The following is a 24,640-nucleotide window of genomic DNA, read 5'->3' as shown; positions in this document are numbered from 1 at the left end:
TCGGTTAGCGTTGCGCTGAGTGAACCTCTAACGCTTCTTGTTCACGTTTTGCTTGCCGTTGTGCCAACGTTTCCGCAGTACCTTCCGTCATACGATACAAGACCGGAACGATGACCAAGGTAATCAGGGTTGATGCGAACAGTCCACCGATTACCGCAATAGACATCGGAGCGGATACGAAACTTGATTGACCAGCTAGACCGAGCGCGGGTGGAATCATCGCACCGATAGTGGCGGCCGCCGTCATAATGATCGGCCGAACACGGTTCTGTGCACCGCCGATGATCGCCTGATCAAGGTTCGCATCCCGTCGTCGATATTGATTGATCAAGTCCATCAATACAATCGAGTTGGTCACGACAATACCAATGAGCATCAGCATACCCACCAGGGTTGTGGCGCCCAGCGGAGTGTCGGTAACTAATAGTGCCAGGATCATACCTGTGGCACCAAAGGGAATCGCAACCAACAGGATGAGTGGTTGCACCAGGGATTTCAACTGCCATACCAATACAACGTAGATCAACACGATGGCCGCTATCATGGCAAGGGCTAACTGCTGGAATGTCGTATCAATCTCTTCGGCTACACCCGCCAATTCAGTTTGTACACCCTCGGGCAACTCTGCGTTGTCAATGGCTTGTGTCAAGGCGGCGGTGGTCGCACCGACATTATCGGTTGATGCCGGGGTGACCGAGACGGTGACCGTCCGGATCGCATCTATCGTTGAAACCGAAGGTGCGATATTGACACGATTGACTTCGGCAATATCCGTCAATGGGATACCAAAGAGATCCAAGTTCTCAATATCTTCCACGGTTTCCACGGTAGCAGCCGACTCCAGGTGGACATTGAGTTCAGCGTCGTCGATGGTGACCTGTGCGACGGGGAAGTCCGTAGTGTGGGACGCAATCAGCCCCATCGCTTCGGGCACGGTCATACCGTATTGGGCAATCTCATCTTCGAGCGGCACAATCTCCAAGGAAGGTTGAGCTGCTGCGTAATCAGATTCCACCCGTGCGACGTCATCGAGCTCTTCGAAAGCGGCGGTCAGGGTTTCGTTCGCAGTAGCAAGGTCGTTATCATCCAGTGCATCGAGTCGAACATCTACGGTATCCGAACCCATCAGTGCTCCACCGGCTTCCATCTGGAATTCACCGATGTCGGGGTTTTTGTCGAAATAGTTTTCTAATGCCGATTGAATACTGGTTTCAGCTTCGGCCTGGTCGGCGGTAGCGTCAGTGATGACGGTCAATGATGCCTGATTTGGGCCAGCTCCGCCCATCATGGCCTGTCCGCCGATATCGGTTTGCACGGTCTCGACGTGTGCGATCTGGGTCAATTCTTCTTCGAGGCCCTCGGCGAGTTCTGAAGTGCGTTGCAGAGAAGAACCCTGGGGAGCAGTGTATGTCACCTGGTGCATGTTCATCCCGGTATCGCCCAGCAGATTGACTTTCAACGCAGGCACCAGAGCAAGTGACCCCGCGAACACGAAGAGAGCAGCCAAGGCGGTGACCCATCGGGTGGTGCGAGATTTAATGGTCCAGGTGATGATGGGGCGGTAGATGCGGGCCAACCAGTTGGTGGTGACGCGAATATCGGTATCAGCCATCGGGACTGCTTCGTCACCGCGAATACGCTGGTTGCGCATGAACCAATAAGCAAGGACCGGGACGATGGTCAAAGCGATCAGCGTTGAGCCGATCATCGCCAGTACAACAGTCAGTGCGAAGGGTCGAAAGAGCTCTCCGGCGACCCCTTCGACCAACAGAATCGGGACGAAGACCATCACCGTGACAACGGTCGAGGAGATCACAGCGGCGGAAACTTCAGCGGTGGCGCGGGCAATCGTTTTGGCCTTGGGCTCACCCGGTGGTGCTTGGCGAAGGTGCCGCATGATATTTTCAATGACTACGATCGAGTCATCAACCATACGACCGATGGTGATCATCAGTCCGGCCAGCGACATCATATTCATAGTGGTACCCGTGGCTAACATGCCCACAAAGGCAAACAGTACCGACAGTGGAATCGCGATACCGGTGATAATCGTAGGCCGGATAGACAGCAAGAAAACGAAGATCACCAGTACGGCCAAGATCAGGCCCCACATGCCCTCATTGGCTAAACCGGCAATGGCATCTTCGATGAACTCGGCCTGATCGAAAACCACCGTGAACTCGGTTCCCGAACCCATTTGGGTGGCAGCTTCGTCCATAACCCGGTGGGCGGCTTCAGAAAGCTCAATGAAGTTTGCGCCGTGTGAGGGGAGAACCAACAAGGTGATCGAATCATTACCGTTGGTCCGCGAGACGGTTTCGGCTTCGGCTTGGGTACGTTCAACGTCTGCCACTTCTGACAGCTGGACCGGTTGGTCATCTTCGACTGCCAGTAAAGTCGCAGCGAGATCGTCGACGTCGTCAAAGGCCTGCCCAATAGATATGTCCAGGGTTTGACCATCGTCGGTGATATTGCCACCGGGTAGGACGACGCCGGCGTCTTCTAAGCCGTCTACGATCGCGGCGCGGTCAAGGCCGTGTTCGGCTAGGGCATCGTCGTCGGGGTCTATGCGAACAATTTCTTCTTCGACTCCGAATAACTGAACCTGGGCGATGCCCGAAATGTTTTCCAGATCGGAACGGGCGGATTGATCGAAACGCTGATTCAAGTCACCGGGTGAAAGCTCCGATGACATGCTGACGACCATGGCAGGGATACTGGCGGAACCACCGGTCAAAGTGCGGGTCGTGGTGCCATCGGGCAGTTGTTCTTCCAGAGTATTGAGAATGGTGTCGGTTTGGGAGGCCGCACGGAAAATATCGGAACCGTATTCCATCTCCAACATGATCATCGAGTAGTTGGAGCTCGACGTTGAGGAAGTCGAGGTGACATTATCGACGGCGGTCAGCTGGCGTTCGATCGGTTCGGCCACCTGCTGTGCCATCTGTTCAGAGGAGGCTCCCGGGTTCGTCGCGGTCACGGCAACCGTAGGTAATTCAACCGGTGGGATCAGCTCACGCCGTAGCATGTTAAGAGAGATCAGTCCCAGCACCATGATGACGATGGTGACCAGGGCGATGAACGCACGATTTTTCATGCTGAGTTTGACGAGCCAGTCCACTGTGGTCCTTTAACGAAACGCGATGCCAGAAAATGCTGGTTTCAACTTACCCTAGATAGGCTAGGAAAACTCAATCGATCTGTGAACGAAAGCGATATATGGACGTCCAAACAAGACTGCGGGCTCGGGCGAGACGCGTCGGAGGGGTGTTGGCCATTCTGCTGTTGGCCGCATTATTCATCCCCACTCCCTACACCCTCCAGAAACCGGGTCCAACATTTGACACGCTAGAGCAGGTCGATATTGAAGGTAAGCCGATGGAGATGATCGAAATCGACGGCGTCCCAACCTATCCGACCGAGGGGCGCTTAGATCTGACAACGATTTCGGTTTCCGGTCCGCCAACGTCGAACTCCACGCTGGTAGACGTGCTCTACCAAGCAGCCCAGCCGTATCCAGCGATTACTCCGGCCGAATTACTGTATCCTCCTGAAACCACCGGTGAGGAGGTTCGGACCCAGAACGCCGAGGCGATGGCAGATTCGCAGTCCTGGGCGGTGGCTGCGGCCCTGGAACATCTGGACATGGACTACCAGCAACGCTTATTCGCTTTAGACTTCACCGAAAATTCTCCGGCGGCAGAGTTCCTAGAGCAGGACGACGAAATTATCAGCATCAACGGCACCGAGATTACCGGTCATGCGCAGTTGGTCAATACGATCCAAGAAGCTAATGGACAACCGGTCAAGCTGCGGGTGCGGCGCCATGGTGAAGACCAGACCTTCACCATCCCGGTGACTCAAAGCGCGGAGGGGGCCTACCAGATCGGGGTGTTTTTGGATTCGGAGTTTGAATTCCCAATCGATGTCGAGATCCACTTACAAGACGTGGGCGGACCCTCGGCTGGATTGATCTTCACGCTGGCACTGATCGATCTGATGACAGAAGCATCAGTCACTGATGGTCGCCACATTGCCGGTACCGGCACGATCGACCCGGATGGCACCGTTGGGCCAATTGGTGGCGTGCAACAAAAAGTGATCGCCGCGAGCTCGACGGGTGCCACGATCTTTTTGGCACCCGAACGAAACTGTGCAGAAATAACGCATGTCCCAGAGGGCATGACCGTTTACAGTGTCGATACACTGGACACGGCACTTGAAATTCTGGCTGCGCCAGCAGGTGAAGTAGAACACCCCACCTGTTCGTGAGCTGGCAGTTCGATAGAATTTCACTAATTGTAAACAAACGAGTCGGGCATAGCCCGCAGATAGGGAACTACCGTGAGTTTCGGACAAGGATTCGGCGGCATATTTGGCCGCCCGGATGATCCCTCCGGTGGCTCTGACGATTCCGGCGGGTCGAGCCGCGGATTTGGTTTTTCGTCAGGCAGCGGAGGCTCAGGAGACGACGACAGGGCACGACCGGGGGGTGCGGGTTCTCGCCGTCCTGGGGCACTACTGCTCACCCTGATTATTCTTGGTGTGCTGGTGGTACTGTTCGTGTTGTTCGCCATGGTGTACACCGAGGTGTTGTGGTTCAACCAACTGGGGTACCAGAAAGTCTTCTGGACCGAACACATCACCAAGGCCATATTATTGTCGTCGCCGGTGTACTCATGGCCGTGATCACCTGGCTGGCATTGCACCTGGCATATAATCACCGGCCCAGGAACCTCGCCGGGCAGCTTCGGCAAAACGTCGAACAGTATCAAAAACAGCTCGAGCCGATCCGCCGTCTGGTCTTCATCGGTGCGCCAATTTTGATTGGTTTCTTCGCCGGAACTGCTGCGATGAATGGTTGGGAACAAGTCCTGTTGTTCTTCAACCAGGTGCCTTACGGCATGGAAGATCCAGAATTTGGCCTAGATTTGACCTTCTATATGGCAACCCTGCCACTGCTGAGCACTGTCATTTCGTTTTTGACTTCAGTAGTGCTGGTAGCCGGTATTGCCGGTGTCATCGTTCACTACCTCTACGGTGGTATCCGTATCGAAGACGGCACCGGTATTACCGTAGAACGTGCCGCTCGTTTCCACATTTTGATCTTCGCATCGGTCTACATGCTCTTGCAGGGTGGTCGCTACTGGCTCAACCGCTACCAAACTCTGCATGATCAATCCGGCAACTGGGCTGGTGCGCTATACACGGATGTCAACGCCGTCATTCCGACGTCGACGATCCTGGCCATTGCCGCCATCCTGATCATCGGGCTGTTCATCGCTACGATGATCAACGGCCGTTGGCGGTTGTCAATTATCGGTGTGGCCGGGTTCATCGTGGCCGCGCTGATCGCCGGATCGATCTACCCGTTTTTGATCCAGCAATACCGCGTGGAGCCAACCGAGCAGACTATGGAAGCCCCATACATCGAGCGCAACATCAAATTCACTCGTGAAGGGTACGATGTCGCCGACGTCGAATACACCCCGTATGCCGGGGAAACCGAAACCGAACGCGGAGCGCTCAGTGGCGATTCTGCCACCACCGCCAATGTCCGTTTGATGGACCCCAACCTGCTGTCCCAGACCTTCGGTCAGCTGCAGCAGTTCCGTCCGTACTATTCCTTCCCAGAAACGCTGCACGTTGACCGTTATGAGATCGACGGCGAAGTCCGTGACACGATTCTGGCCGCTCGTGAAGTCAACCCACCCGGCGATGACTCCTGGGTCAACCAGCACGTCATTTACACCCACGGGTACGGCATCGTGGCAGCCGACGCGTCCGAGGTCGGTGGCGGGGGTCGCCCAGCGTTCCTGCTATCCGGTATTCCAACGTCTGGTTCGTTGGCTTCTGAAGAAGAATACGAACCACGTATCTACTTTGGTCGAAGCTCACCGGAGTACTCGGTAGTCGGTAAAGAAGAAGGCCAACCGGATCGCGAGCGTGACCGCCCGCAAGAAACCGGTTCCGAACAGGACACCGCATACACCTTCTCTGAAGATGGTGGCCCATCAGTCGGTAGCCTGTTCAACCAACTGGCGTATGCGATCAAATTCGGTTCGACTGAACTGATCCTGTCTCAAGACGTCAACTCACAGTCGCAGATCCTGTTTGACCGTGACCCGGTTGACCGGGTGGAAAAAGTCGCGCCATACCTGTCGGTCGACACCAACACCTACCCGGCAATCGTTGATGGCCGCGTCAAATGGATCGTCGATGGGTACACAACCTCTGATGCGTTCCCATACTCCGACCAGTCACAATTAGAATCAGCCACCACCGACGCGCTCAACGTGGATCCAAACCTGGTTTTGACCGGTCAGATCAACTACATTCGCAACTCGGTCAAAGCTACCGTCGATGCCTATAACGGTGAAGTCACCCTGTACGCGTGGGAACCAGAAGACCCGTTACTGCAGGCGTGGATGAACGTCTATGACAACACGGTCAAGCCATATTCCGAAATGTCGGCTGAACTCATGGATCACGTCCGGTACCCACAGGATATGTTCAAGGTTCAGCGCGAGCAGTTGGCGACCTATCACGTGGAAGATCCAGGTGACTTCTACGAAGCCAACGACGCCTGGTCGATCCCTGATGATCCGACCTCAGGTTCTGAGGCAGGCGTGAAGATTCCGCCGTACTACATGACCATGCAAATGCCAGGTCAAGAAGAGCCGGCCTTTCAGCTGACCACCCCGTATATTCCACAGGAACGTGAGGGTGCAGCAACGCGTAACGTGCTCTACGGCTTCCTGGGAGCCAACGGCGACGCTGGAACCGGTGAGGACGGCGTGAAAGCCGAGACTTACGGTCAGTTGCAGATGCTGGAGTTACCGCGCCAGACCACGACCCCTGGTCCTGGACAAGCGCAGAACAACTTCAACTCTGATGACACGGTGTCCCGTGAGCTGAACCTGTTGCGCCAGGGTGCCTCCGATGTGATCAACGGCAACATGATTACGCTGCCGGTGGCCAACGGTATCCTCTATGTTCAGCCGGTCTACGTTCGCTCGACCGGTGAGACTTCCTATCCGGTTCTGCGGAAGGTTCTGGTGGCATTCGGTGACAAGGTCGGCTTTGCTGACACCTTGGCTGAATCTCTCGACCAGGTCTTCGAAGGTGAATCCGGTGCTGAAACACCTGAGGAGCAGCAGACAGAAGGCGCGCCGGAACAAGACGGTCAAGCCGAACCGCCAATGGCCTCTTCGCCAGAGGAACAACTCACCGAGGCGCTCAATGATGCTCGTGACGCAATGGAACGTTCTGACACCGCGATGGCTGATGGAGACTGGGCAGCTTATGGCCAAGCCCAAGCCGACCTCCAGGACGCTTTAGAGCGCGCACTGGCCCTCGAAGGTGGCGACGCCCCAGCTGAGCCTGAAGGTGACGCTGCTAACAGTGGGGCCGAAGAGTCAAGTGACTAGGGGGTATAGGGGTCGATGAGCTGATCGTCCGATTTGCATTCCATTTCCGCGGTGTGTACAGTAGAGAAAGACGCCGCGGGGTGGAGCAGTTCGGTAGCTCGTCGGGCTCATAACCCGAAGGCCGCAGGTTCAAATCCTGCCCCCGCAACTGAATAGCCAAAGACCCCCGAGATTTCTCGGGGGTCTTTGCTTTTCCCAAAACCGGTTCCTCAGGGCTCCGGACGGCTGAGCCGCTGACGAAACGCCACCGGGGGATCCCGAGCATCTTGGCCCAATACGCACGTCTTCCGGAGTGTAGGGAATCTTCAGCTATCGTCAGGAAATCATGGTGGAAACACCCAGAAAACTGTATCAAGATGGACCTGACAGGAAAGGACGATAATGCACGAGACTTGGCCCCCGCAACCTGAGCACACGAATCCCTCGGATCGGCGCGACGCGTCATCCGTCCCGTCGGGCAATGATGCTCCACCGCCGCCACCGCAGTTTCAACGCTCGTTCCAACCGCACTCTGAACCTGAAGCGTCCGCTAACCACCAGCGCTCACCACAACGTTTCGGCTGGCCCGCCCTGTTGACCTCTGTCGCACTGGCCGCGGTGCTCGGTGGAGGTGCCGGGGGACTGACGGCACATTATCTCGACGACGGCTCACCTGCCGCGTCCAGCGAGATCCGCGATTCCCCCCAGCTCAACCGCACAGATAACGTCACGCCCACGACCGAAGCGGCTGCAGTGGCATCGCCGTCGGTTGTAACACTTGCCGTCGGGGGCGATCAAGCCGAGGGCTCCGGTTCCGGAGTGATCCTGGATGAACAGGGCCATATCCTCACGAACACGCACGTTGTGACCCTTGGTGGTCAAACCGCTGCTGCCGGTGTGCTCGTGCAGACTCACGATGGCGAAGTGTACGAGGCCGAAGTGGTCGGTCTTGATCCGATGTCTGACCTTGCCGTGGTGAAGATTGATGCAGAAGGCCTCCAGCCCATCGAGATGGGTAATTCCCAGGACATGAATGTCGGCGACCAAGCGGTGGCCATCGGTGCGCCGCTGGGATTATCAGGCACCGTAACCGAGGGCATCATCTCGAATTTGGATCGCACAATTTCGGTTGCCTCGTCAGCGGTTCCAGAAGAACAGGACACGCCGCAGGAAGAAAACCCCTTTGAATTCCGGCTACCCGACAATACCGAGCCGCCCGCAGCACAGGGGCAGATTCATCTCAACGTCATTCAGTCCGACGCCGCAATCAACCCCGGGAACTCGGGTGGTGCTCTCGTAGACGGCGCAGGACGGCTGATCGGCGTCAATGTGGCAATCGCTACGCGTACTGAAGGTAACGTTGGCCTGGGCTTTGCAATCCCCGTGGAATACGCTCAGCGCGTCGCTCAAGAACTCATTGAGAACGGCGAAGCCTCCCACGGTGTCCTCGGCGTGACCATCGTGCCAACGGGCCAAGGCAGTCTCTCATCTGGGGCCCGTGTCGTTGAGGTCGTTGAAGACGGTCCAGCCGCCGGCACCCGGCTGCAGTCCGACGACGTGATTACCGCCGTCGACGGTCAACCGGTTACCGATCCCGGCTCGCTATCGGCCACCGTGCGTGAATATCCGGGGGGTTCCGAAGTGGAGTTGACCGTGCTCCGAGACGGTGAAGAGTTTCATGAAACGGTCACGCTGGGCACGATGAACTAGGGCTACACTATAAGGCGTGCTCAACCAACCTGTCTTTGCTGCTGACCTTGTCAAAAAGTCGAACATCACCCGTGCGCTGGCCATTGCCGCGCACCCGGATGACATTGACTTCGGAGCAGCCGCGACCATCGCAGCCCTGACCGACGCGGGCGTAGATGTCACTTATTGTCTGGTCACCTCGGGCGACGCGGGAGGATTTGAGCTGGACCATTCGCGCGAAGCGATGATCGCCCGGCGTGAGCAGGAACAACGCACCGCAGCCGCCGTCGTCGGAGTCTCGGAAGTGCGCTATCTGAAACACCTCGACGGTTATGTAGAACCCACTCACGAACTGATGGCGCAATTAGTTCAGGTGATGCGTGAGGTCCAGCCCGACGTCGTCATCACCCAGCACCCGCAACGCCATTGGCAACGCTTACAAGCCTCGCACCCTGACCATCTGGCGGTTGGGGAAGCGACAGTGCGAGCGATCTACCCGGCCGTGGAAAACCCATTTGCCTACCCACAATTGGCACACCTTCCGGCATTTCGCATCGGCCAGCTGTGGATGATGGGCGCTCCCAGCGAATTAGCAAACGTCGCCATTGATGTCACCGAATATGTCGAGCGCAAACTCGAAGCGCTCCACGTGCATGCCTCGCAGCATCCGGATCCAGCATTCATGGACCATCGCGTGCGCACCGCAATGCAAGAGTGTCATCCCACGCCTGGGCGGGCCGCCGAAGTCTTTCACGTGGTTGCCGTCAATGACGAGACCACGTTCGCCGGGTTCTAGCCCGAGAAACCGTACGCGGCTGACCCGGACGCGCTAGTCCTGCAGCGACATCTCGACCAGAGCGGTGCTGGATGGCGTTTCAGACCCGGTTTCGGGTTCGACGGTGATCCACAACAGTTCATAATTGGTCACCCCGCGGAACTGGACCTCACCGTTTTCCAACTGCTGGGCCGTATAGGTACCGACTGAAACAACCGAGCCACCGGGCTCTTCAAAGAGCCAGACCTGGTAGCGTTCATCTTCGGCCAGCTCAGGTACATCACTAAAGGACAGGTAGGCGACGTCTTCGTCGTTGGAGAAGTGGCCGGTCACCGAGGCCCCGTCCATGGTTGCCGAAACACTAGTCCGGTCTTGGGCATTATCGACGGCGCTGCGGATGCGCTGGTCACCGGTATTCAAAAAGATGACGGCCACAATCACAGCGATAATCAATACGGCGCCCACGACGATGAACATCGCCCGACTGCGGCGCTGCTGGTCGGGGTCTTCCTCGACTTCGTACTCGTCCACGGTTTCAATAAACCCGATGCCCACATTTTGTTCGGGCAGTTGTTCTAGCACCGAATCCAACAGATGGGCCGGGGGATGGGCGGCGACCCGACGAAACGCCCAGGTCAGCATGCGTTGGAAGAGTGCGGTGCGGGCCCGTAGTTGGGCGGCAACGTCGCGATCTTGGCGGTTGATCCAGGCTTCGACAGCTACCGCGTCGTCGTCATCCAGAGCCTGTAGCGCATTCAGGGTCGCCAGCTCGCTGCCGAGGCCCACGTGCAGATCGACATCAATATCATCGGAAAACGCGGCCGTTTGACCGCCCGACGCCGAGAGGGTTCCGGTGACCCGGGTGGCCAGCAGCGGGTCCGATTCGGCGGACGTGCTGCCGGTGATCTCGGTGAGGTAGTGGCGGGTCAGGCGCACCGCGGCATCGCGCAGGCGAGATTTCAAGGTCGGTAGGGCCACGTCGAGTTCATCGGCGGCCTCGTCGATGGTGCGCCCACCCAACCACACGGTGGTCAGGGCGACGGCTTGGGCCTCGGTGAGTGGTTCGAGTTCGCCTAGGCGGGCTGCGATGGCGCGCATGCGGTCCACATCGCCGATGGTGGTGGCGTCGGGGCGGTGGTAGCGGCCAGTTTGCTGGGCTATCGAATTGATCCACGCGACCACGGTGCGGTCCCGTGCTAGTTCATCGGCGTGGTCAACGTTGAAATCGAATGTAAAGTGTGGAGCCTGGCGCCACAGCGTGATGTAGGCGTCAGTCGTAGCCTGCAATGCATCGTCTTCGGAAGGGAACTGTGCGGTGAGCATGCCAAAGACCTGCGGCGAGGTGAGATCATACAACGCTGCGAACGCGGCAGTGTCGTTCTCTCCGGATTGGAACAATAAGTGCGCTGGGCCAGGGGTATGTGTTTCCATCACGACTTAGCTTAGTAACTGCGCTGTCTTCACGCAGGCTCGGCGCGCCCTAGCGTGGTGAACTGCCGGCAAATTCATACTGCCGCCAGGCTTCATACAGCGCAATCGATGCCGAATTTGCCAGATTCAACGAGCGCCGACCGGTTTGCATCGGCAAATAAACGGTTTCGGTGATCGCAGGGTCGTTGAGCACGTCATCAGGCAGACCGGTGGATTCTTGTCCGAATAACAACACGTCGCCGGGGTGATAGGAGACTTCGTCGTAGCGAACCGTGCCGGTGCCAGTGAAGGCAAAAACCCGCGCGGGAGCAAGCGCTTTGAAGGCAGCGGCGAGATCTTTGTGCACCGTCATCACGGCCAAGTCGTGGTAGTCCAGGCCGGCCCGCCGCAGGTGGGCGTCGTCGAAATTAAAGCCCAGGGGTTCCACCAGGTGCAATTGCGCGCCGGTGATCGCGGCCAGCCGGATGGCATTACCGGTGTTGCCTGGGATTTCTGGGGTATGGAAGAGCAGCCGAAAGCCCGGGTTAGTTGGGTCGGCGGCTCGTGGTGCCGTGTCGTGTGGATTGTGTGTCATAGTGTGGCGATGAGTTGTCCCATGGCGGTCCGATCAACCACATTGTGATTGCCGGTGCCGATAAAGAGTTTGATATTGCGGACGGCGTCCATGACGGACGCTGGAGCCTCGGTCAGCCCAAGGGTATTGAGCGCATCCGGGGCCTGGATGGTTGGGGCGTGTGGATTGGCGGAAAAGATGACGGCGAACCCACCGACCTCAAAGGTTGGCAGCAACTGCTGCAGACCGAGCACGGCCTCGGTCAGATCCGGGAGCTCAATGCGCTTACGACCCAGCAGGTGGGTGCCATTGAACTGGTAGACATCCGGTGGGGCGTGTTGCACCCCGAAGACCGCGACCTTGGAGCCACCAAGTAACACCGTATTCAGGACGAGTTTGCGTGAGAGTTTGACCCCGTGGAAAATGCGGACGGCGGGTAGCGCCCCGTAGACCCGTGACTGCAGGACCTCAGAGAGTTCAGCGTGGAGGGCTCGCTGCTTTCGATGCAAGAAACCACCCGGAAGCACCCCGTGGACTACCTGTTGGGCCAAGAGCGAATCCACCGATACGGGCGGCTTTGTGGCCGTACGGATCGGTCCATCGGCCAGGGGTGGAATGAAGCGCACCGGATCGGGGCTGGACTTAGGTGTCGGCTTGGTGCGGGTGCGTGGTTGGGGTTTCGGTGTCGATCGGGGCGTGGAATCAAGTTCAGAAAGTTGTTTCCACGCCTTCGTGATTTCGTCGAAGCGAGCCGCGTCACCCCCGCGATCCGGGTGGTGTTGTTTGGCCAACGCCAAGTACGCCCGGCGAAGCTGGCGCTTGGATGCCGAACGGCTGACCCCTAGCACGGCATAGGGGTCGAATTGGTGGCGGTGATTATCTGGCACGGGCCATATTCTACCTGCGCTGTTCTAAACTAGAGGACATGTCCCGGATTTATCTTGACCACGCAGCAACCACCCCGGTGCGCCCGGCCGCGCTGGAGACTTTTGTCACCCAGGCCCAACGCATCGGCAATGCTTCTGCCCTGCACTCCGCCGGGCGTTCAGTCAAGCTCCACGTCGCCGATGCCCGGGACCGTCTCGCCGCCACCCTGGGAGCGCACCCCAGTGAAATCATCTTTACCTCGGGTGGCACCGAAGCCGACAACCTCGGTATCAAGGGGCTCTACCTGGCCCATCGGGCAGCCGAAGAAACCAAAAATGTCGTTCTTGCCACAGGCATCGAACACCCGGCTGTGGCCGATTCGTTGGAATGGTTAGCAGCCCACGAGGGCGCCCAGCTCGTTTTTGTCGACGTCGACGCCGAAGGTTTTGTTGACCTCGAAGCCTGGCGCGCTGCGTTGGAAGCCCACCGCGGTCGCATCGCGGTGGCCACTTTGATGTGGGCCAATAACGAGATCGGGACCATCCAGCCCATTGCGCAGGTGGCTGAGTTATGCGCAGCCGAAAACGTGGACTTTCACGTCGACGCCGTCCAGGCCTTTGGCGCCCTGCCCATCACCTTTGCTCCCGGGATTACCACGATGGCGATCTCAGGTCACAAAATTGGCGCACCGGTGGGCATTGGTGCGCTGCTGGTCCGTCGTGACGCGAAACCGACCCCGGTGCTCCACGGTGGCGGACAGGAACGCGACATCCGCTCGGGCACCACAGCCGATGCATTGATCGTTGCTTTTGCTGCCGCGGCTGAAGAAGCCACCGCCAACCTGGCCGAAGAATCCGCTCGTCTAGCCGGACTGCGTGACCAATTGATTGCGGCCATCCAACAGCACATTCCCCAGGCCAAACTCCAGGGACCGGCGGACGGAAATTATCGGCTGCCAACGAACGTGCATTTTTCCTTTGCTCAAGCCGAGGGTGACTCGTTATTATTTGGGTTAGACATGGCGGGTATCGAATCCTCGACGGGTTCGGCCTGTAACGCAGGAGTCTCGCGACCCTCACAGGTGATTCTGGCTACCGGTCAAGATGAGGCCGCAGCTCGATCCACCCAGCGGTTCTCCCTGGGCTACACGACGACGCAAGCAGATATTGACGCGGTGATTGCCACGCTGCCTGGGGTGTACCAGGCGGCCGCGAAAGCCGGGATGACCGCTGAAACATCCTCGATTCGCACCGCAAACTCCCACCGCTAAACGGAAGTGAAATGGTTATGAAAAAGTTAAAGGTTTTGGCCGCAATGTCGGGCGGTGTCGACTCGGCAGTTGCTGCAGCGCGCGCCGTTGACGCCGGCCACGACGTCGTCGGTGTTCACCTAGCCCTGTCCCGGATGCCCGGCACGCTGCGCACCGGTTCGCGCGGCTGCTGCACAATCGAAGACGCCTCGGATGCCTGGCGCGCGTGCGAAAAGCTCGGTATCCCGTACTACACCTGGGACTTCTCGGAACGCTTCCAGGAAGAAGTCGTCGAAGACTTCATTGACGAATACGCCGCCGGCCGCACCCCGAACCCGTGCATGCGCTGTAACGAACGCATCAAATTCGCCGCCCTGCTCGAACGTGCACTGGCGCTGGGTTTCGACGCCGTTGTTACCGGTCACTATGCCAAGGTGATTGAAAACGACCGGGGCGAACTCGAACTGCACCGTGCCGCCGACGACGCCAAAGACCAGTCCTACGTGTTGGGCGTGCTGACCGCCGAACAGCTCAAACACTCGATGTTCCCGCTGGGCGACACCCCGTCCAAGGACATGGTGCGCGCGGAAGCCGCAGAACGTGGCCTCTCGGTTGCTCAGAAGCCCGATTCGCACGACATTTGTTTCATCCCCGACGGCGACACCCGCGGCTGGTTGGAAGAAAAGATCGACATGACCGAAGGCGCGATCGTAGACACCGACGGCGAACAGGTCGGCACCCACCCCGGAGCCCAAGCATTCACCATCGGACAGCGCCGCGGCCTAGCCATTGGCAAACCCGCCGAAGACGGTAAACCACGCTTCGTGTTGGAAATCCGGCCGAAGGAAAACACCGTCGTCGTCGGTTCACGCGACATGCTGGCCGTGGATCGCATCACCGGCATCCGCCCATCCTGGGCCGGGAGCCCACTGGCAGAAGAAGCCACCGGAGACTGGTTTGATTGCCGCGTCCAAGTCCGCGCCCACGCCGAACCTGTACCCGGCCGTGCCCGGGTGACCACCGCAGATGTCGACGGCGCCTCCGACGTCGTCTGGCAGATCGAACTGAACGAGACCATCCAGGGTGTTGCCCCCGGTCAGACCGCTGTCCTGTATCAGGCCACTCGCGTGCTCGGTCAGGTGACGATCCACAAGTCAATCAACGCCCAGCGATTGACACACGTCTAGACTAAGAACCATGATTTATGATTCCACGGCGTCGTCATTGACGGGCAAAACCGATCCGGTCATCCTGGATGAACTGTTATCCATTCGCTCCAGCATCGACAATATTGATGCAACCCTGGTGTATCTGCTGGCCGAACGGTTCAAATGCACCCAAAAAGTTGGCCAACTCAAAGCCCGCCACAATCTGCCACCGTCCGACCCGGAACGGGAAAAGGCACAAATCAAACGGCTGCACGACCTGAGCCGCGACGCCGAACTGGATCCCGTCTTTGCCGAAAAGTTCTTGAACTTCATCATCGAAGAAGTCATCCGCCACCATAAAGCCATTTCACAGGAGCAGCGGTGACCCACCCCATCGGCGTGGTCGATGGGACATTTTCCGGCACCGACCCGCATGCGGTCTACGCGCTGCAGCTCAACGAGCTTGGTGCGCCCCATATCCCAGCACTGGCTGAACTGCCTGACGTCGGTCCACACGCCCGCGGGCTCGGTAAAGTTGTTGCCAATCTGAGCCTGCCCTTCGAATTGCGCCCCTACGGGTGGCAACTGCAACGCGGAAGTCGAATCAACGCCGCCGATCAGTTACGCGCCATCTCGCACCGCAACTCCATCATCCAGGCCATGGCCGATGTCGCTGCCGGCGCCGACGTCCCGGCCGTCTCGGTGCGTTTGCTCGGCCCTGTCTCTCTGTTGGTCGACGCCATGTTGCCATCGGGTCAGCGCATCTTACGCGATGCTGGTGCTCGCGCCGATGTTGCGGCTGTCTGGGTCGAAGGGGTAGCCGATCTGATTCGTCGCATCCACGATGTGTTAGGTGCACGCGTTAGCGTATTCGTCGAAGAACAACGTGCGCACGACGTCGTCAATGGCAGGATTCGTACAGTCTCAGGCGCAGACGTAGAACGGGCCGTTGACGTCAGTGAGATTCGCTCGTATTGGCAACTGACCGAAGGCCTGGATGCAGAAATTTTTCTTGAAACACCGTTCGAGACGCTACGTTCTGCCGCGCAGGTCGGTTCCATTGCGCTGAGCTGGCCAGTCGGACGCAGCCAACGCACAGAACAGGTTTGGGAGCTTATTGACGCGCTGGTGGGAGCCGGGCGACCGGTTGCTCTACAGCTACAACGTCGAAGCGACCCAGAACGCTACGCCGAAGAGCTGATTCAGCAGTACTTGGACTGGGGTTTAGATCCGGTCTGCCTCGAGCATGTGCGGTTGGTGCAGAAATTCAATGCAGCACCTGAGATCGCTGTCGGATCCGGTTTGGAAGCGTTACAAACGGTCGCTGATCACGCAGCCGGATATGCGGGTAGCCTCTAGCTGCGGCACATTTTTTCGGACCGATCGCACTGCCACAGCGGAAAGCCACTGGGGCAGCGCTTTTTCATGTTCATAATGAGGATGAACCGCGAGGTTAGGGCTCTGCTGACCTGTGACACACGACCCCCTGCTAGCCACTCTGCAGTTTGCTGACAACCGTGTCCTCGGACTTGTGGATGATTCGAAGTGTCGAACACAATTGTCCACAATAATAGCAACACGCCTAATGATATAACAAAAAACGATGTATAAGACGACTTTAACTGCCCTAAAGTGTTAAACAAAGCAGTATAAGTCGTTGCTTGTCATCAGGTCGACAGGTAGAATAGGGCTACTAGTCGTTCACCACTGTTTCTGATTTCTCCCTTGTTATCTCCGAGGATGTTTTTCTCCTAGGCTTTTTGCTTCCGATGTCTCGTTGAGAGGATGCGCCGATGGCTTCCACCGCACTTCCGGACCTCGGAATCGCCGTGCCGATGCCAGCCGAGATTAATCTCGAGGGACTAGACGACCTAAGCATTGGGCAGTTGACCTACCTCACGGCTGTGGCGCAACAGAAATTGTCACAGCGGATGGCGGATCCCGGCACCGCCTATGAGTTTGCCCAATATCGACGAGCCTCCGGTGCGGACTGGTCTGGTCACCAGCCACAAGCAGGCAGCGGAAATAGTGATGCTGATGCCACAGACAGTCCCGCCCCCATGGACGCTCTACGTCAGGCAGCCAGTGGTGAGGATGATCCTACAGACGTTGACGGCAACCCCATCATCGCGCCGCGGCCACTGCCGGCTCCGCCAGAGAATCAACACGATGCTATTCCTTTTATCGCTCAGATGGTGCGTGGAATCCAGCACGCTCATGACGCGATGGTCACCGGCTTCGCTCGGCACTTACAACCCGTATTTTTCAAACAGCCGGAATATCTGGGAACCCCGGAAGGCGTCCAAGCTTTCCGCGACAGTACGGCGTATTTCAAAGAAGTTCTACGTTTTTCTGGACAAACAACCAAGAAGATTCATGACCGGATGCCCTATGTCACGTGGAATCCCGGTCAGGACCCAACAATGGGCGTTCATCAGCCAAAGTTATTGAAACTTGCTCAAGCATTTAAAGATGGCACCATTCCTGCCGAGAATGTAGACCGGATCGTGTGGCTCGATCAAGATCTAACCCAGTATGTGCGCAAAACCACCGCGTCCCACGATGACAAAGACGCCGTGCTGCGTGAATTCGAATCAACTCTAGTGGAAGCATCTGAAGCTTCGAACCCGGATGCATTCAACGCTGCTCGACGTCGCTGGGCGGATAAGATTGCGCACGCTCTCGACGCCGATGGGCCGCCTATAGCCCAGACTTTGCGCAAGAAAGCCGACAATGTACTCCGCGATCAGGGCTACGCTGACGGATCTGGAAAAATTTGGATGCATGCCACCCCGGACATCTATGCCAAGTACAAGCATCTCGTTGTTAATCAGCTGAATCGCAACGGAGCGCCCCTCAAACCTGATGGGGCCTACACGGAATGGCTGTACAACCCCGCTCATGATCGTGAAGACGAGCAGGAAACGCCAACCAGTGATCACTCGACTACCTCAGAGGATAAGGACACTAACTTTACGTCAGAGGATAGCGCCCATAGCGCCACGCAGCCAGGGGAACCGGTTGACGACAGTACGCGCACCGACGACCATAAACGCTTATTTGATGATCTCGAATCGGACCTTCCGATGAATATGGCCACGCTGGACGATCTGAGTACTGATCGTGATCCGGCAGCGGCTGTGGCTGAAGACGACCAGGGCAATACCACAGCTCGAAAAGACCTCGATGCTATCGAGCAACTCACCCCAGGGCAGTTGGTCACTGCCATTCTGGTGGGCGTGTTCCACGCCATTTTCAGTATGGCGCCGGACGAATTACAACTGAAAAGATCCCACGGCGCAGATGCAACCCTGGTGATCGTCCAGGATGTTGAAACTGCCTACCAGACGCTGGGGATTGGCGCGATCCCTGAAGACGTCCGAAGACCCCGCGGTCCTCATGGAGTGGTGCCGACGGTGCTTAAACGCCCAAACCCCGACAATCCTGCTGCTCTGTGTAGAGATCCCAACCATGTTTTTGGGAGCAGCCCACCACCCTGGACCGGGTATATTTCGGAGGCGCTGAACATCGGGGCGTTACATCCCAAAGATGCCGAAAAACTAGCCTGTGACAGCCAGCTGGTCGGTCAAATCTGGAATCATCACCACAGTGTGCTCAACCAACGGCGAACCTATCGGACTTTCACTCCGGCCCAACGTCGCGCTATTTTAGCCCGTGACCGCGGGTGCCAAGCCCCGGGTTGCACGATCATTGCTGCGTGGTGCCAGATCCACCACCTGCGACCTTGGGAACTCGGCGGGCTGACTGACGTAGAAAACGCGATTAGCCTGTGTGCCTTCCACCATGCGGCCGTGCACAACGGCAAATGGACGATCCGCACCCTCAACGCCACCCATTTCTTCCAACCCGCACCCTGGCTCGACCCCACCCAGCCGCTGCTACGGAATATGTACTGGGCAATATAACGACCTTGCCGTGATAGAAGGCTATAGGCGTCCTGCAGCCTTTAGTCGTAGGTAAGCGTCTCCTACAGCCAGGGGAAGAGCGGCCGGCAGGGCTTCAATAACCTCTGCACCATAGCGATTCAGCAGCTGAATCATCTTGCGATTTCGCTGCTTCTGAGCTTCAGCACTCGCTGCGATATACACATCATCAGAAGTTGTCCGCTGGGCGACCATGTCTTCGAGTTCTGGATCTGCTACCGCGGCTATCAGTACTACGTGATGACGAGTGAGAACCGGAAGAATCGGGATGAGACCTTCTTCAATGGCCGCCGAGTCTAATGGGGTAACCAACACAATTAAAGCTCTCTGGCGAGTAATCTTCGAAACTTCGGGCGGAAGAATGGTCCAGTCTGCGGCCAAAAGTCGAGGAAAGACTTGTGAAAGGGCAGTCGCCATTCGATGCAGCAGATGGCCTTTGTCTTCGGAAGAGGATCGAGCGCGAATACTTTGATCTAGTGTTAGCAGATCCACCCGATCTCCACCGGCATTGGCCAAAGCCGCAATAAATAAAGCCACTTCAATGCCTGCATCGAATCGGGTCTCGTCGCCCACTCGAACCGCAGAAGCCCGTGAGGAATCCAGTACCACCACAACGCGACGGTCACGTTCGGGACAATAGGTCCGTACGATTAAGGTATCCGACCGGGCGGACGCTCGCCAATCGATCGTCCGCACGTCATCACCCAGTACATATTCCCGCAAGGCATCAAATTCATGTCCAGCTCCTGGCCTGTGGACCGCTGAACGTCCCTCAATCTCACGCAGTTGCTGAATCCGAGACGGGAGGTGTCGACGCGAACGAAAAGGCGGAACGACGGTTACTTCGCCCTCATGCTGATGGGTATGCTGTCGACCGCCCAGACCCAGGGGTCCGTATGTGCGAACCGTCAATTTTCGGGTACGTAGCGTTCCGCGTCGGCCTGGGGTCAACACCGACGAGAACCGTTGAGAGCCGCCGGGCTCGACGTGTAGACGATGTTCGGGCTGAGTATTACGGGCTGATGGCTGCCAACCATCACGAATGAGTCCCCGCATTGTGCGAGCTGCACGATTTGATATTTCGACCCACACTTCCAGCGACTCATCGAACCGCACCGGCGTATTGTCACTGCGTCGGATCGTAACGGCTCGCGGTGAGGGGGTCAGGAACAGGTCGAGGCAAAGTAGTACACCCAAGAACAGCAGCAGAATAAAAACGGTGCCCCAATTCGGCCACAGGATCATGGGAATGAACCCGGCTACGGCCAGCCATATGAAACGCAGCGAGACAAACATTACCGCGGCACCGGAACGGATGCTATCAGACCGCTCAACACTTGGTCAATGCTCACTCCGTCCATCTCGGCTTCTGGTCGTAACGATACTCGGTGGCGCAAACAAGGTAACAACAGGGCCTGAACGTCGTCGGGAGTAATGAAATCTCGTCCCACCAGCCAGGCCCAGGCCTTTGCGGTTTTCATCAGTGCCGTGGACCCGCGCGGGGAGACACCTATTTGAAAGGATGGCGAATTTCGGGTCGCGTGAATAAGTTCGACAATATACCGCAACACCTCGGTGGAAGTTCTCACCTGGGCGATCTCCGCCCGAGCAGCCTCGATCGTGGCGGCATCGGCAACCGCTTTTAGCCCGGCCTGTGCCAGATCGGTTGGACGGAAGCCGGTCGCGTGCCGATGAAGAATCTCGAGTTCTTCTTCACGGGAGGGCAGGTCGAGTCTGACCTTGAGCATAAACCGATCCAACTGGGCTTCAGGCAGGGGATAGGTGCCCTCGTATTCGATCGGGTTCTGGGTGGCGATCACCATGAACGGCTCGGGTAACGGATAGGTCGTGCCATCGACTGAGACTTGGTGTTCTTCCATCGCTTCGAGCAGCGCGGCCTGCGTTTTCGGCGGCGTTCGGTTGATCTCATCGGCCAACATGAGGTTGGTGAACACCGGTCCCTCGCGGAAGCGGAACTCAGCGGTCGAGGAGTCATAAATCAATGACCCGGTCACATCACCGGGCATCAAATCCGGGGTGAACTGCACGCGCGTGTTGCGCAAGTCCATGGCCTCCGAGAGGCTGCGTACTACCAGCGTTTTAGCCACCCCGGGCACCCCTTCTAGCAGCACGTGTCCCTCGGCAAGCAATCCGATGAGCAGCGAAGTGACGGCGTGGTCTTGCCCGACCACGGCTTTGGCGACCTCTTCTCGGACGTGGTTGAGATCGGGGCGGGTGGTGGTATTCACGAGGACTCCTTTGTTGGCGTGCTGAGACGGTCACGCACCTGATGTTCGAGGTCTTGTAACTGATTGGCCCAGGCCACGAATTCGTGTGTGCTCAGCTGATCGGTGGGCGGGGTATAAAGCCGTTGCACATCGGTACGTGGCATGGCCAACTGCGATGCGGTTTCGTGTAGAATCGCATCGGGCGATGCCTGGACACCCAGGCGCAGCAATCGTGCCAGGCAGGCAAGCGATGCCTGTTGAATGGTGCCCAGGGCGTGACGCCGTTGTTTAGTTTTGGCATACATCCGTCCGCGGCCCACTGTGGTTTCAGCCGCAGGGACTTCGGCAGGTAAGGGCTCGACGATTACGGGGCCGGTGCGTCGTCCGCGATAAAACAACCAGATGCCGGTGACAATGACCGCCCAGACGATACCCATCCGAGCCCAGTCGGGCAATTGGACCGGCGAAAGCTTGCCGTCAGTATCCGGGTCAAACTGGAAATCAGGTTGAAACCAAATCACGGTATCGGCCCGGCCTAGCGTCCACAGGGCAAGGGTTGCGGTGCCGTTGTCATACAGCCCCGCATTAGAGAGCATCCGCCAGTCGGCAAAAATGATCGACCCTTCGGTACTTTCAGCAAAGGCGTAGGCTGGCTCGGACTGGCCGGTTGAGTCATCGACGACCGCGAAACACCCCAGGGCATCGTCGTCAATGACGACACCTTGACGGAACCCGCCGATGGCGTCGGCTTCTTGGGCTGCGCCAAGCTGGCAGCTGGGACCAGCTTCGAGGTGCTCTACGAAACCGACGTTTCGGGTCTCGTATACCCCGCTGACTAGGTCGAGCTGTTGCGAGTCCGTCACCCCGGCAAAAACTCGTTGCTCGGCGGGCACCAGCTGCGCTAATTCGGCGAGGCGCTCGTAGGAGGCGGAGGACATGGCCTGGTATTTATCGTGAAATAACACCGTGGCGTCGGGGTGGCGTTGGAGTTCGGAACGCAATTGCGTCATCGACTGGGCCGGCCGCACCGCAATCCCATAATCGGTAAGCACACTGGTCAGCGCGGCTGCCCCGTCGTCGGTTTGATCGTCGATGCCGAGACTTCCGTCGGCGCGCTGCGGTTGCAGTGCAATCCACACCATGACCGCCAACCAGACGGCGATGATGAGCGAGACGAGCAGCACGAGCCCTGTTCTGCGACGTTGTTGGGTCATCGCGGCATCAACCTGGCCGGGTTCTGGTGCGGGTGTGGCGTGGTCGGTGTAGCCACGGCCACCGTGGCGGCCAGATGCACGATGGATTCAGTGGCTTGTTGTGATGGGTGGGCGCTACCGTAGCTAATCTCATTGAATTTTTCTGAAGCCTCATGGATCGCGGTGCGATACGCAGGCAAGACGCCGCCCAGTGACCAGCCAAACACGGTGGCGGTCGTGGCCGGGGTGACCTCGGTGAGTTCCCGTTCGGAGGCGGCGCGTACCATGGCGCGATAGGCCTGCAGATAGGCCTGGTCAAGCTGCTTGGCTGCCAGGAGTTGGCGTGCCTGGTCGAGGTACTGGGCCGCTGAAATACTGGGGTCGACCAACAGCTCATCGGCGTCCTGGCTGGGGGAGACCGACGGACGAAAAAAGCGAAACAGCAAAAACGCCAAGACAACCACGGCGAGAACGAGGAAACCTAGAGTGACGAGATTGCCCGTTCCGGAGACATCGACGTTGAGTTTCAAGGCATCATTGAGCCACTGCAACACACGTTCCCACCAGCTCATCCCGGTGGGGTCGACGTCGTAGGAGTCGATCCGTTCATCAAGTAGACGTCGGGCGTCGTCGTCATCGGGCGTCCAAGGAATGGACGTCATGCACGCGGCCCCGGTGGGGTTGGTGGCATTTGAGGTGGCCCCGACGGATCAGTCGGTCCAGCGGGACCTGAATATGGTGGATATTGACTCGGTGGATAACCGCCACCAAATTGTGGAGGCTGACCATATGGATTGTTCTGTGGTGTTTGGGTGGCGGTCGCGGGGGTGAAGCGTCCTGGAATCAAATCGTTGGTCTCGTCGGGAGCGGCCGGCCCCTGCTGTCCGGAGGTGTCGAATCGATCGGCGACTGAACCGCTGGCGTGTTGGGCGGCTAGGTGTTGGAAGCTCAGTCCCAGACCCTCTTTGCGGAAGCGATAGTCGTAGTAGAACATAATCGAGATTAGTACGCCCATGTTGGTCACGATGAAACTCACCAGCGAGGTCACAGCGGTAATGATAAGGGTGATGATGAGCATCGAGCTAAGCAGTTCGCCCTCGGTGCCGGCCGACATCAGCACGAACTGGCTGATGAAGCTTAGCGGGGCGGTGATGACGGCCGACACGATACCCAGAATGAGAGCAAATAGTAGCGCGATGCCCAAGGTACGCCAGAAATAACCACGGGTGAGACCCCACGAGCGGCGCAGTGCCGCGAAAATTCCAATGTCTTCGACGACCATCGCCGGGATGATCAGGTGCCAGCGGATGGCAAAGAACACGGCAACAACGCCCGGGATCGCCATGGCCAACAGGAATGCGAAAATAGTCGCCGCGATGGCCCCACCGCTTTGCGGTTCCCCACCGGCAAACGCAATGGCAGCAACCAACACCAGCAGCAGTGCCATCACCAGGTAGACGACGATGAGGGCAACCACCATCAACGCCAGCAGCCCAACGAGCTTGCCCCACTGGCCGCGCAACAAACGAAAACCTTGACCGAGCGAGGTTTTCATGTTGATCGCGCCGCGCCCCATCATGATGGAGTACATGCCCCAGTTAAAGGTCTGGCCTACCATTAGGACTAACTGCGAGAGCATGAGAGACCCAACGAATCCAAGGCCCCCACGGGAAAAGATGTCATCAAACGTTGCGGTCGGGTCCGCTATGGTCGTGCCAAATGCGCGCAGAAAAAAGAATTCGCCGGTGGCCGCGACAATCGCCGCGATCGCACCGATGATGAGCGCTGCACCAAAAAACAGTCCCGGGGATTTGCGGATCGCGGCGAACATGCCCGAAAAATAATCCCCGAGTGTCAACGGTCGCAGCGGTAAGGTACCGGGCTGCGCTACCGGAGCATATGGCGATGGGCCCCCGGCTGGTGGATACGGTGACGGTTGGGATGGCCCCGGGTAGGGCGGTCGTCCCTGAGCGCTCCAGCCGTAAGATCCCGGCTGGTGAGAGCCCGGTTCCTCGGGGTGCGGATGAGTTGGGCCGTTAGTAGACATGGGCTCCTCGCAGTGTCGGACATACCGGGCGTGCAGATACAGTAATCGTCATCCGGTTACTACAACAGATTCTAACCACGCTGGACCGACAACGTTGCCCATTTTTG

Annotated in this window: 17 protein-coding genes, 1 tRNA gene and 1 pseudogene; 10 read left to right on the top strand and 9 right to left on the bottom strand. The window is 58.0% G+C overall.

Annotation, left to right across the window (positions count from 1 at the left end; translation table 11 throughout):
- Window positions 1-4: 4 nt before the first annotated feature.
- Window positions 5-3,097: an efflux RND transporter permease subunit gene (locus FB556_RS11745; RefSeq protein WP_141867951.1), complete on the bottom strand. Its 3,093-nt coding sequence runs from the start codon at window positions 3,095-3,097 to the stop codon at window positions 5-7.
- Between the two features lie 122 nt (window positions 3,098-3,219).
- Here FB556_RS11745 and FB556_RS11740 point away from each other — a divergent pair, with 122 nt between their 5' ends.
- The 5 genes and pseudogenes from FB556_RS11740 (at window position 3,220) to FB556_RS11720 (ending at window position 9,894) form a co-directional block, all read left to right on the top strand.
- Window positions 3,220-4,272 (top strand): YlbL family protein, encoded by a 1,053-nt coding sequence (locus tag FB556_RS11740; protein ID WP_141867949.1) that lies wholly within the window; start codon window positions 3,220-3,222, stop codon window positions 4,270-4,272.
- A 303-nt stretch (window positions 4,273-4,575) separates the two neighbouring features.
- Window positions 4,576-7,430, top strand: a pseudogene (locus FB556_RS11735) (UPF0182 family membrane protein).
- A gap of 74 nt (window positions 7,431-7,504) precedes the next feature.
- Window positions 7,505-7,578 (top strand) — tRNA-Met (locus FB556_RS11730).
- A 233-nt stretch (window positions 7,579-7,811) separates the two neighbouring features.
- Window positions 7,812-9,119 carry a S1C family serine protease gene (locus FB556_RS11725; RefSeq protein WP_141867947.1) on the top strand — a complete coding sequence of 436 codons (1,308 nt, stop codon included), beginning with the start codon at window positions 7,812-7,814 and terminating at the stop codon, window positions 9,117-9,119.
- Window positions 9,120-9,135: 16 nt separating this feature from the next.
- Window positions 9,136-9,894: a PIG-L deacetylase family protein gene (locus tag FB556_RS11720; protein WP_246057453.1), complete on the top strand. Its 759-nt coding sequence runs from the start codon at window positions 9,136-9,138 to the stop codon at window positions 9,892-9,894.
- Window positions 9,895-9,927: 33 nt separating this feature from the next.
- Here FB556_RS11720 and FB556_RS11715 read toward each other — a convergent pair whose 3' ends face one another.
- From FB556_RS11715 to FB556_RS11705, 3 genes are read right to left on the bottom strand one after another with little or no spacing between them, the layout of a single operon-like run.
- Window positions 9,928-11,304 carry an anti-sigma factor domain-containing protein gene (locus FB556_RS11715; RefSeq protein ID WP_246057491.1) on the bottom strand — a complete coding sequence of 459 codons (1,377 nt, stop codon included), beginning with the start codon at window positions 11,302-11,304 and terminating at the stop codon, window positions 9,928-9,930.
- A gap of 49 nt (window positions 11,305-11,353) precedes the next feature.
- Complete coding sequence (locus tag FB556_RS11710) at window positions 11,354-11,878, bottom strand: tRNA (cytidine(34)-2'-O)-methyltransferase (RefSeq protein WP_141867943.1); 525 nt, start codon at window positions 11,876-11,878, stop codon at window positions 11,354-11,356.
- Complete coding sequence (locus FB556_RS11705) at window positions 11,875-12,744, bottom strand: J domain-containing protein (RefSeq protein WP_170200460.1); 870 nt, start codon at window positions 12,742-12,744, stop codon at window positions 11,875-11,877. The genes FB556_RS11710 and FB556_RS11705 overlap by 4 nt, the downstream gene beginning before the upstream one ends.
- A 38-nt stretch (window positions 12,745-12,782) precedes the next feature.
- Between FB556_RS11705 and FB556_RS11700 the strand changes: the two genes are divergently transcribed.
- The 5 genes from FB556_RS11700 to FB556_RS11680 all read left to right on the top strand — a co-directional run bounded on the left by FB556_RS11700 (window position 12,783) and on the right by FB556_RS11680 (window position 19,047).
- Window positions 12,783-13,994: a cysteine desulfurase family protein gene (locus tag FB556_RS11700; protein WP_141867938.1), complete on the top strand. Its 1,212-nt coding sequence runs from the start codon at window positions 12,783-12,785 to the stop codon at window positions 13,992-13,994.
- Window positions 13,995-14,011: 17 nt separating this feature from the next.
- Window positions 14,012-15,160, top strand: coding sequence for a tRNA 2-thiouridine(34) synthase MnmA (gene mnmA / locus FB556_RS11695; protein WP_246057451.1), 1,149 nt, complete (start codon window positions 14,012-14,014; stop codon window positions 15,158-15,160).
- 10 nt (window positions 15,161-15,170) lie between these two features.
- Window positions 15,171-15,506 (top strand): chorismate mutase, encoded by a 336-nt coding sequence (locus tag FB556_RS11690; protein WP_141867936.1) that lies wholly within the window; start codon window positions 15,171-15,173, stop codon window positions 15,504-15,506.
- The gene (locus FB556_RS11685) at window positions 15,503-16,480 is read left to right on the top strand and encodes a hypothetical protein (RefSeq protein ID WP_141867934.1); all 978 of its coding nucleotides are present in this window, start codon (window positions 15,503-15,505) and stop codon (window positions 16,478-16,480) included. The genes FB556_RS11690 and FB556_RS11685 overlap by 4 nt, the downstream gene beginning before the upstream one ends.
- 434 nt (window positions 16,481-16,914) lie before the next feature.
- The gene (locus tag FB556_RS11680) at window positions 16,915-19,047 is read left to right on the top strand and encodes an HNH endonuclease signature motif containing protein (protein ID WP_141867932.1); all 2,133 of its coding nucleotides are present in this window, start codon (window positions 16,915-16,917) and stop codon (window positions 19,045-19,047) included.
- Between the two features lie 21 nt (window positions 19,048-19,068).
- Here FB556_RS11680 and FB556_RS11675 read toward each other — a convergent pair whose 3' ends face one another.
- The 5 genes from FB556_RS11675 to FB556_RS11655 are packed head-to-tail and all read right to left on the bottom strand — an operon-like array spanning window position 19,069 to window position 24,533.
- On the bottom strand, window positions 19,069-20,361 hold the full coding sequence (locus tag FB556_RS11675) for a DUF58 domain-containing protein (protein ID WP_141867930.1): 1,293 nt from the start codon (window positions 20,359-20,361) through the stop codon (window positions 19,069-19,071).
- Window positions 20,361-21,314 carry an AAA family ATPase gene (locus FB556_RS11670; RefSeq protein WP_141867928.1) on the bottom strand — a complete coding sequence of 318 codons (954 nt, stop codon included), beginning with the start codon at window positions 21,312-21,314 and terminating at the stop codon, window positions 20,361-20,363. Before FB556_RS11670 ends, FB556_RS11675 begins: the two co-directional genes overlap by 1 nt.
- Complete coding sequence (locus FB556_RS11665; RefSeq protein ID WP_141867926.1) at window positions 21,311-22,507, bottom strand: hypothetical protein; 1,197 nt, start codon at window positions 22,505-22,507, stop codon at window positions 21,311-21,313. Before FB556_RS11665 ends, FB556_RS11670 begins: the two co-directional genes overlap by 4 nt.
- Window positions 22,504-23,148, bottom strand: a complete 645-nt coding sequence (locus FB556_RS11660; RefSeq protein ID WP_141867924.1) for a DUF4129 domain-containing protein — start codon at window positions 23,146-23,148, stop codon at window positions 22,504-22,506. Before FB556_RS11660 ends, FB556_RS11665 begins: the two co-directional genes overlap by 4 nt.
- Entirely contained in the window at window positions 23,145-24,533 is a 1,389-nt protein-coding gene (locus tag FB556_RS11655) for a DUF3824 domain-containing protein (RefSeq protein WP_141867922.1), read from the bottom strand. The genes FB556_RS11660 and FB556_RS11655 overlap by 4 nt, the downstream gene beginning before the upstream one ends.
- Between the last annotated feature and the right edge of the window lie 107 nt (window positions 24,534-24,640).

The organism is Enteractinococcus coprophilus, assembly GCF_006716305.1.
GTDB classification, from domain to species: Bacteria; Actinomycetota; Actinomycetes; order Actinomycetales; family Micrococcaceae; genus Yaniella; species Yaniella coprophila.
Note: the sequence above shows the minus strand (reverse complement) of the source record. Positions and strands in the feature narration are given on the sequence as shown.

Bases quoted from the DNA above. Each gene is read 5' to 3' on its own strand.
- FB556_RS11725 (WP_141867947.1), top strand. From the start codon at position 7,812: ATGCACGAGACTTGGCCCCCGCAACCTGAGCACACGAATCCCTCGGAT.
- FB556_RS11665 (WP_141867926.1), bottom strand. From the start codon at position 22,507: ATGACCCAACAACGTCGCAGAACAGGGCTCGTGCTGCTCGTCTCGCTC.
- FB556_RS11745 (WP_141867951.1), bottom strand. From the start codon at position 3,097: ATGAAAAATCGTGCGTTCATCGCCCTGGTCACCATCGTCATCATGGTG.
- FB556_RS11690 (WP_141867936.1), top strand. From the start codon at position 15,171: ATGATTTATGATTCCACGGCGTCGTCATTGACGGGCAAAACCGATCCG.
- mnmA (WP_246057451.1), top strand. From the start codon at position 14,012: ATGAAAAAGTTAAAGGTTTTGGCCGCAATGTCGGGCGGTGTCGACTCG.
- FB556_RS11700 (WP_141867938.1), top strand. From the start codon at position 12,783: ATGTCCCGGATTTATCTTGACCACGCAGCAACCACCCCGGTGCGCCCG.
- FB556_RS11715 (WP_246057491.1), bottom strand. From the start codon at position 11,304: ATGGAAACACATACCCCTGGCCCAGCGCACTTATTGTTCCAATCCGGA.
- FB556_RS11655 (WP_141867922.1), bottom strand. From the start codon at position 24,533: ATGTCTACTAACGGCCCAACTCATCCGCACCCCGAGGAACCGGGCTCT.
- FB556_RS11660 (WP_141867924.1), bottom strand. From the start codon at position 23,148: ATGACGTCCATTCCTTGGACGCCCGATGACGACGACGCCCGACGTCTA.
- FB556_RS11710 (WP_141867943.1), bottom strand. From the start codon at position 11,878: ATGACACACAATCCACACGACACGGCACCACGAGCCGCCGACCCAACT.
- FB556_RS11740 (WP_141867949.1), top strand. From the start codon at position 3,220: ATGGACGTCCAAACAAGACTGCGGGCTCGGGCGAGACGCGTCGGAGGG.
- FB556_RS11680 (WP_141867932.1), top strand. From the start codon at position 16,915: ATGGCTTCCACCGCACTTCCGGACCTCGGAATCGCCGTGCCGATGCCA.
- FB556_RS11675 (WP_141867930.1), bottom strand. From the start codon at position 20,361: ATGTTTGTCTCGCTGCGTTTCATATGGCTGGCCGTAGCCGGGTTCATT.